This is a genomic window from Streptomyces globisporus, from assembly GCF_003501885.1.
GTDB classification, from domain to species: domain Bacteria; phylum Actinomycetota; class Actinomycetes; order Streptomycetales; family Streptomycetaceae; genus Streptomyces; species Streptomyces globisporus_D.
Window position 1 is genome coordinate 21,687 of sequence record NZ_QWFA01000058.1, and the last position, 6,404, is coordinate 28,090.

Annotated in this window: 6 protein-coding genes and 1 pseudogene; 5 read left to right on the forward strand and 2 right to left on the reverse strand. The window is 68.7% G+C overall.

Annotation, left to right across the window (positions count from 1 at the left end):
- The first annotated feature begins 12 nt into the window (after positions 1-12).
- Together dapB and D3105_RS13460 are read left to right on the forward strand one after the other, a co-directional pair.
- The gene (gene dapB, locus D3105_RS13455; protein ID WP_118903472.1) at positions 13-765 is read left to right on the forward strand and encodes a 4-hydroxy-tetrahydrodipicolinate reductase; all 753 of its coding nucleotides are present in this window, start codon (positions 13-15) and stop codon (positions 763-765) included.
- Positions 766-776: 11 nt separating this feature from the next.
- Positions 777-1,292, forward strand: a complete 516-nt coding sequence (locus tag D3105_RS13460) for a tetratricopeptide repeat protein (protein ID WP_118903473.1) — start codon at positions 777-779, stop codon at positions 1,290-1,292.
- 87 nt (positions 1,293-1,379) lie between these two features.
- On the opposite strand, the gene D3105_RS13465 is transcribed toward D3105_RS13460, so the two are convergent.
- Both D3105_RS13465 and D3105_RS13470 read right to left on the reverse strand, forming a co-directional pair.
- Entirely contained in the window at positions 1,380-1,931 is a 552-nt protein-coding gene (locus tag D3105_RS13465) for a hypothetical protein (protein ID WP_118903474.1), read from the reverse strand.
- 109 nt (positions 1,932-2,040) lie between these two features.
- Positions 2,041-2,280 (reverse strand): hypothetical protein, encoded by a 240-nt coding sequence (locus tag D3105_RS13470; protein ID WP_118903475.1) that lies wholly within the window; start codon positions 2,278-2,280, stop codon positions 2,041-2,043.
- A gap of 196 nt (positions 2,281-2,476) precedes the next feature.
- On the opposite strand from D3105_RS13470, the gene thyX reads away from it, so the two are divergent.
- The 3 genes and pseudogenes from thyX to D3105_RS13485 all read left to right on the forward strand — a co-directional run bounded on the left by thyX (position 2,477) and on the right by D3105_RS13485 (position 6,087).
- A complete protein-coding gene (thyX, locus tag D3105_RS13475; protein ID WP_006128002.1) occupies positions 2,477-3,214 on the forward strand; it encodes an FAD-dependent thymidylate synthase in 738 nt (245 codons plus the stop codon).
- Between the two features lie 152 nt (positions 3,215-3,366).
- Positions 3,367-4,266 carry a 4-hydroxy-tetrahydrodipicolinate synthase gene (dapA, locus tag D3105_RS13480; RefSeq protein WP_073820861.1) on the forward strand — a complete coding sequence of 300 codons (900 nt, stop codon included), beginning with the start codon at positions 3,367-3,369 and terminating at the stop codon, positions 4,264-4,266.
- A gap of 136 nt (positions 4,267-4,402) precedes the next feature.
- A pseudogene (locus D3105_RS13485) lies at positions 4,403-6,087 on the forward strand (ribonuclease J).
- Positions 6,088-6,404: the final 317 nt, after the last annotated feature.

Consider the following 6,404-nt stretch of genomic DNA (forward strand, 5'->3'; position numbering starts at 1 on the left):
TAAGGAATCACAATGAGCAAGCTGCGCGTAGCCGTTCTCGGTGCTCAGGGCCGGATCGGCTCCGAGGCCGTACGGGCCGTCGAGGCCGCCGACGACCTGGAGCTGGTGGCGGCCCTGGGCCGTGGCGACAAGCTGGAGGCCCTCGCCGAGGCGGGCGCCCAGGTCGCCGTCGAGCTGACCACCCCCGCATCGGTGATGGGCAACCTCGACTTCTGCGTCCGGCACGGCATCCACGCCGTCGTCGGCACCACCGGCTGGACCGACGAACGGCTCGCGCAGCTGAACGGCTGGCTGGACAACTCCCCGGAGACCGGCGTCCTCATCGCCCCGAACTTCTCCATCGGAGCCGTCCTGACCATGAAGTTCGCGGAGCAGGCCGCCCGCTACTTCGAATCCGTCGAGGTCGTCGAACTCCACCACCCCAACAAGGTCGACGCCCCGTCCGGCACCGCCACCCGCACCGCCCAGCTCATCGCGGCGGCCCGCGCCAAGGCCGGCAGCGCCCCCCAGCCGGACGCCACCGCCACCGCCCTGGACGGCGCCCGCGGCGCGGACGTCGACGGCGTCCCGGTCCACGCGATCCGGCTCCGCGGCCTGCTGGCCCATCAGGAAGTGCTGCTCGGCGGCGAGGGTGAGACCCTCACCATCCGCCACGACTCCCTCCACCACAGCAGCTTCATGCCGGGCATCCTGCTCGGCGTCCGCCGCGTGGTGACCACTCCCGGCCTCACGTTCGGCCTGGAACACTTCCTCGACCTGAACTGACTGAGCCCACCATGCGCGCAAAGATCACCTACATCGTCACGGCCGCCGTCCTGGTCTTCTACTTCGTCCTGGTCGGCAGCCGCGGCGTGATGCTCATCCGGCACGGCACGCTGGTCACGGTCACGTTCGGCGTCGCCGTGCTGATCCTGCCGGTGATCGGCGTCTGGTTCCTGTGGAAGAACACCCAGTTCGTCCGCCGCGCCAACGCCCTGGCCGCCGAACTGGACGCCGAGGGCGGCCTCCCGGTCGACGACCTGGCCCGCACCCCGTCCGGCCGCATCGACCGGGACGCCGCCGACGCGGTCTTCACCAAACGCCGCGAGGAGACCGAGGACGCCCCGGACGACTGGCGCACCTGGTTCCGACTGGCGGTCGCGTACCAGGACGCGAGGGACACCCCCAGGGCCCGCAAGGCCATGCAGAGAGCCATCGCGCTGCGGAAGTCCACCCCGGGTGCCCCCACGCCCGCGCCCGGCGAGCCCACACCTTCAAGCCCGGCCGCACCCTCCAGCCCGTCCGGCGCTTGAGGACGTCATTCCCGCCGTACGCACGTGAGCCCGGGACCCCACAAGGGCCCCGGGCTCACTCACACACAGACGGCGACAGCCGGCCGCTCACCCGAGCCGATACTCGTCCGCCCAGGCTTCCACCGCATCCGTGGCCCGCTCGAACGCCTCCTCACGCCCGAGGAAATCCGCGTTGTGGTCGGTGGCCAGCGGCGCCAACGTCTCACCGCTTCGCCGGACCACGACGAGCGCCTGGCCCTGGACCGTACGGGGAAAGCCCATCCACTTCACGGGCTGCTGGACCGTGCGAACCGCCGATGTGTCGCTCCAGGCCACCGTGATGGTCCGGAAGAAGCCGACGCGCCGCACACCGTGCCGGCTGACCCACGCACCGACCCGCAGCAGCCGCAGCGCGGCGGCGATCACGGCGCCGGCCAGCAGCAGACACACCGTGGCGCCCGAAGGCGCTCCGGCCACACCGATGATCATGGCCGCGAGCAGAACGAACGAGGCCAGCAACAACAGGGTGGCCGCCGCCGCGACCCGCCACGGACCGGGGCGGTAGGGCCGCCGCCAGCTGTCGTGGTCGTCGAACGGCAGCGCAACGTCCTCCGCGCTCGCGTCGAATGCGCGGTCGGCCGTCAGAAAGGGCAGGGGCACGACTCATCCTCACTCACAAGCACGCTCGATTGCTGTGCCCGGTGAGGCTACCGAGCGGGCCCCCGGCCCGACCACCCCAGGGGGTCCGTACGAGTCGGCGGCCTACGGCTCAGCGGCCCTGAGACGCGGTGGACTGCTTGTCGTGCCCTGCGGGCTGCCCGGAGTCGAGCGCCGGGAGGCCCAGCAGCAGGGAGCCCACGAGACCGGCGACCACGGTCAGCCCGACGAGGGACCGCCCCAGCAGCTCGGGAACGGTGGCGCGGGCGGTGGGAGGGGGAGCGACATTACTGCGGAACCGGTCGGACTCGGCGACGAACGAGAACGGGACGGCTTCACGCCGGCGGAACATGAGGAAACTCTCCTTGATCTGCATGACGGGTGCTGCTATTGAGTCAGACGTACGACAGCCCGAATCGGTGCCCGAATCGCCGTACTTGTTGGGGGAACTCCACGAACGGCTGCCCGAGACCGCCCCGTACATGCAGGGTCCGTCGGCCCGTAAAGTGGTCGCCGCCCGAGCGAAGCCCCTGGAAGGACCCCCGTCGGTGACCGACACCCCCGAACCCGCCAAGCCCCACTTCCGCAGTGACGTCACCGTCGAGCTGGTGAAGAGCGACGCGCGCGACGCGGACGTGCTGTTCGCCGCCCGGGTCTCCACCGCCGGCGAGCAGTCGCTCGAAGAGGTCACCAAGGACCCCGAGCGCTCCAAGGGACTCATCAACTACCTCATGCGGGACCGGCACGGCAGCCCGTTCGAGCACAACTCGATGACGTTCTTCATCAGCGCCCCTATCTTCGTCTTCCGCGAGTTCATGCGGCACCGCGTCGGCTGGTCGTACAACGAGGAATCGGGCCGCTACAGGGAGCTGGAGCCCGTCTTCTACGTCCCCGGAACCTCCCGCAAGCTGGTCCAGCAGGGCCGCCCCGGCAAGTACGAGTTCGTCCAGGGCACCGAGGAGCAGTACGACGTCACGACCCGCGCCATGGAGGAGTCCTACCGGGCCTCCTACGAGGCGTACCAGGAGATGCTGGCGAAGGGCGTGGCCCGCGAGGTCGCCCGCGCGGTGCTCCCCGTCGGCCTCTTCTCCTCGATGTACGCCACCTGCAACGCGCGCTCGCTGATGCACTTCCTCGGCCTGCGCACCCAGCACGAGCTGGCGAAGGTGCCGTCCTTCCCGCAGCGCGAGATCGAGATGGTCGGCGAGCAGATGGAAACCCACTGGCAGCAGCTGATGCCGCTCACTCATGCGGCCTTCAACAAAAATGGACGGGTCGCCCCATAGGCGGTGTCCGTATTGCGGCGTTTCGAGAAGTTCATCTAGGCTGATCAAACGGACCCGGCACTGCTTGAACCCCCGAGCAGGCAGTGCCGGGCTCCTCTTCCCCGTCCCCCCGAGGGGACCCCGCGCGCTGAGCAGCGAGTAGCGTGTTACCCATGGCTCCGATCTCCACTCCGCAGACCCCCTTCGGGCGGGTCCTCACCGCTATGGTCACGCCCTTCACGGCGGACGGCGCTCTCGACCTCGACGGCGCCCAGCGGCTCGCCGCCCACCTGGTGGACGCAGGCAATGACGGCCTGATCGTCAACGGCACCACCGGTGAGTCCCCGACCACCAGTGATTCGGAGAAAGACCAGCTCGTACGAGCTGTCCTCGAAGCCGTAGGAGACCGGGCCCACGTCGTCGCCGGCATCGGCACCAACGACACCCGGCACAGTGTCGAGCTCGCCCGGACGGCCGAGCGCACCGGTGCCCACGGCCTGCTCGCCGTGACGCCCTACTACAACAAGCCGCCGCAGGAGGGCCTCCTCCGCCACTTCACGGCCATCGCCGACTCCACCGGCCTCCCCGTGATGCTGTACGACATCCCCGGCCGCAGCGGCGTGCCGATCGACACCGAAACCCTCGTCCGGCTGGCCGACCACCCGCGCATCGTCGCCAACAAGGACGCCAAGGGCGACCTGGGCCGCGCCAGCTGGGCCATCGCCGAATCCGGCCTCGCCTGGTACTCCGGCGACGACATGCTCAACCTGCCGCTCCTCTCGGTCGGCGCGGTCGGCTTCGTCTCCGTCGTCGGCCACGTGGTCACTCCCGACCTGCGGGCCCTGATCGAGGCGCACCTGAGCGGCGACGTCCAGAAGGCCACGGAGATCCACCAGAAGCTGCTCCCGGTCTTCACCGGCATGTTCCGCACCCAGGGCGTCATCACCACGAAGGCCGCCCTGACCCTCCAGGGCCTCCCGGCCGGACCGCTGCGCCTGCCGCTCGTGGAGCTCAGCGCCCAGGAGACGGCCCAGCTCAAGATCGATCTCGCCGCCGGCGGGGTAGAGCTCTGAGCACAGACTTCACAACTGAACAGCAGAACAGACGAGGCGACTCGTCGAGGCACCACCCAAGACAACAGCAAGTGCACGAATGACATGCGCGCCACGTGCCTCAGCGGTACGTGGCGTGCGTGGTAAGGAGAGTCTTTTGAGTCATCCGCACCCTGAACTCGGTACCCCGCCGAAGCTCCCGAAGGGCGCCCTGCGGGTCACCCCGCTCGGCGGCCTGGGCGAGATCGGCCGCAACATGACGGTCTTCGAGTACGGCGGCCGCCTGCTCATCGTGGATTGCGGCGTTCTCTTCCCCGAGGAGGAGCAGCCGGGCATCGACCTGATCCTGCCGGACTTCACCACGATCCGGGACTGCCTGGACGACATCGAGGGCATCGTCCTCACGCACGGCCACGAGGACCACATCGGTGGTGTCCCGTACCTGCTGCGCCTGAAGCCGGACATCCCCCTCATCGGCTCGAAGCTGACCCTCGCGCTCATCGAGGCGAAGCTCCAGGAGCACCGCATCCGCCCCTACACCCTTGAGGTGCAGGAAGGGCAGCGGGAGCGCATCGGCGTCTTCGACTGCGAGTTCATCGCGGTCAACCACTCGATCCCGGACGCGCTGGCCGTTGCCATCCGCACCCCCGCGGGCATGGCCGTGGCCACCGGTGACTTCAAGATGGACCAGCTTCCGCTGGACGGCCGTCTCACCGACCTGCACGCGTTCGCGCGGCTCAGCGAGGAGGGCATCGACCTCCTTCTCTCCGACTCCACGAACGCCGAGGTCCCCGGCTTCGTGCCGCCGGAGCGGGACATCTCCAACGTCTTGCGCACGGTGTTCGCCAACGCCCAGAAGCGCATCATCGTGGCGAGCTTCGCCAGCCATGTGCACCGCATCCAGCAGATCCTGGACGCCGCCCACGAGTACGGCCGCCGGGTCGCCTTCGTCGGCCGCTCGATGGTCCGCAACATGGGCATCGCCCGTGACCTGGGCTATCTGACCGTTCCCGCCGGCCTGGTCGTCGACGTCAAGACCCTCGACGATCTCCCGGACGACGAGGTCGTGCTGGTCTGCACTGGTTCGCAGGGCGAGCCGATGGCGGCCCTCTCCCGGATGGCCAACCGCGACCACCAGATCCGGATCGTTCCCGGCGACACGGTGATCCTGGCGTCGTCCCTCATCCCCGGCAACGAGAACGCGGTCTACCGCGTGATCAACGGCCTGACCCGCTGGGGCGCCAACGTCGTCCACAAGGGCAACGCCAGGTCCACGTCTCGGGCCACGCCTCGGCCGGCGAGCTGCTGTACTTCTACAACATCTGCAAGCCGAAGAACCTGATGCCGGTCCACGGTGAATGGCGCCACCTGCGGGCCAACGCCGAACTGGGCGCCCTCACCGGCGTGCCGAAGGACCACATCGTCATCGCCGAGGACGGCGTGGTCGTCGACCTCATCGACGGCAAGGCGAAGATCGTCGGCAAGGTCCAGGCCGGTTACGTCTACGTCGACGGCCTCTCCGTAGGCGACGTCACCGAGACCTCCCTCAAGGACCGCCGCATCCTCGGCGACGAGGGCATCATCTCGGTGTTCATCGTGGTCGACAGCTCCTCGGGCAAGATCGTGGGCGGCCCCCACATCCAGGCCCGCGGCTCCGGCATCGACGACAACGCGTTCGCCGGCGTCACCCCGAAGATCCAGGAAGCCCTGGACAAGTCGGCGCAGGACGGCGTGATGGAGCCCCACCAGCTCCAGCAGATGGTCCGCCGGACGGTGGGCAAGTGGGTGTCCGACACCTACCGCCGCCGTCCGATGATCCTTCCGGTCGTCGTCGAGGTCTGACCCCTCACGACCGCCTGACCTGGAGCGGGGCCCTCGATTTGCATCGGGGAGCCCCGCTCCAGTACGTTGACGTCTCCGCCTGAACGGGAAGCAGCGCGCGCACTCGTGCGCCGGAAGCACCCGGCACGGGGCGGGAAATCCGACTCAGAATCTCTGATAAAGTCGGGTCCGCCGAAAGGCAAGGCCACTCCACAGGCCACCGGGAAATCGAATTCGGACCGGAAACGGAACGAAAAAGAGTCTGGTAAAGTTGGAGCCGCCGGAAAGGGAAAACGCGAAAGCGAAGAACCTCGAAAGCGCCCCGCTTCGACCGGGAA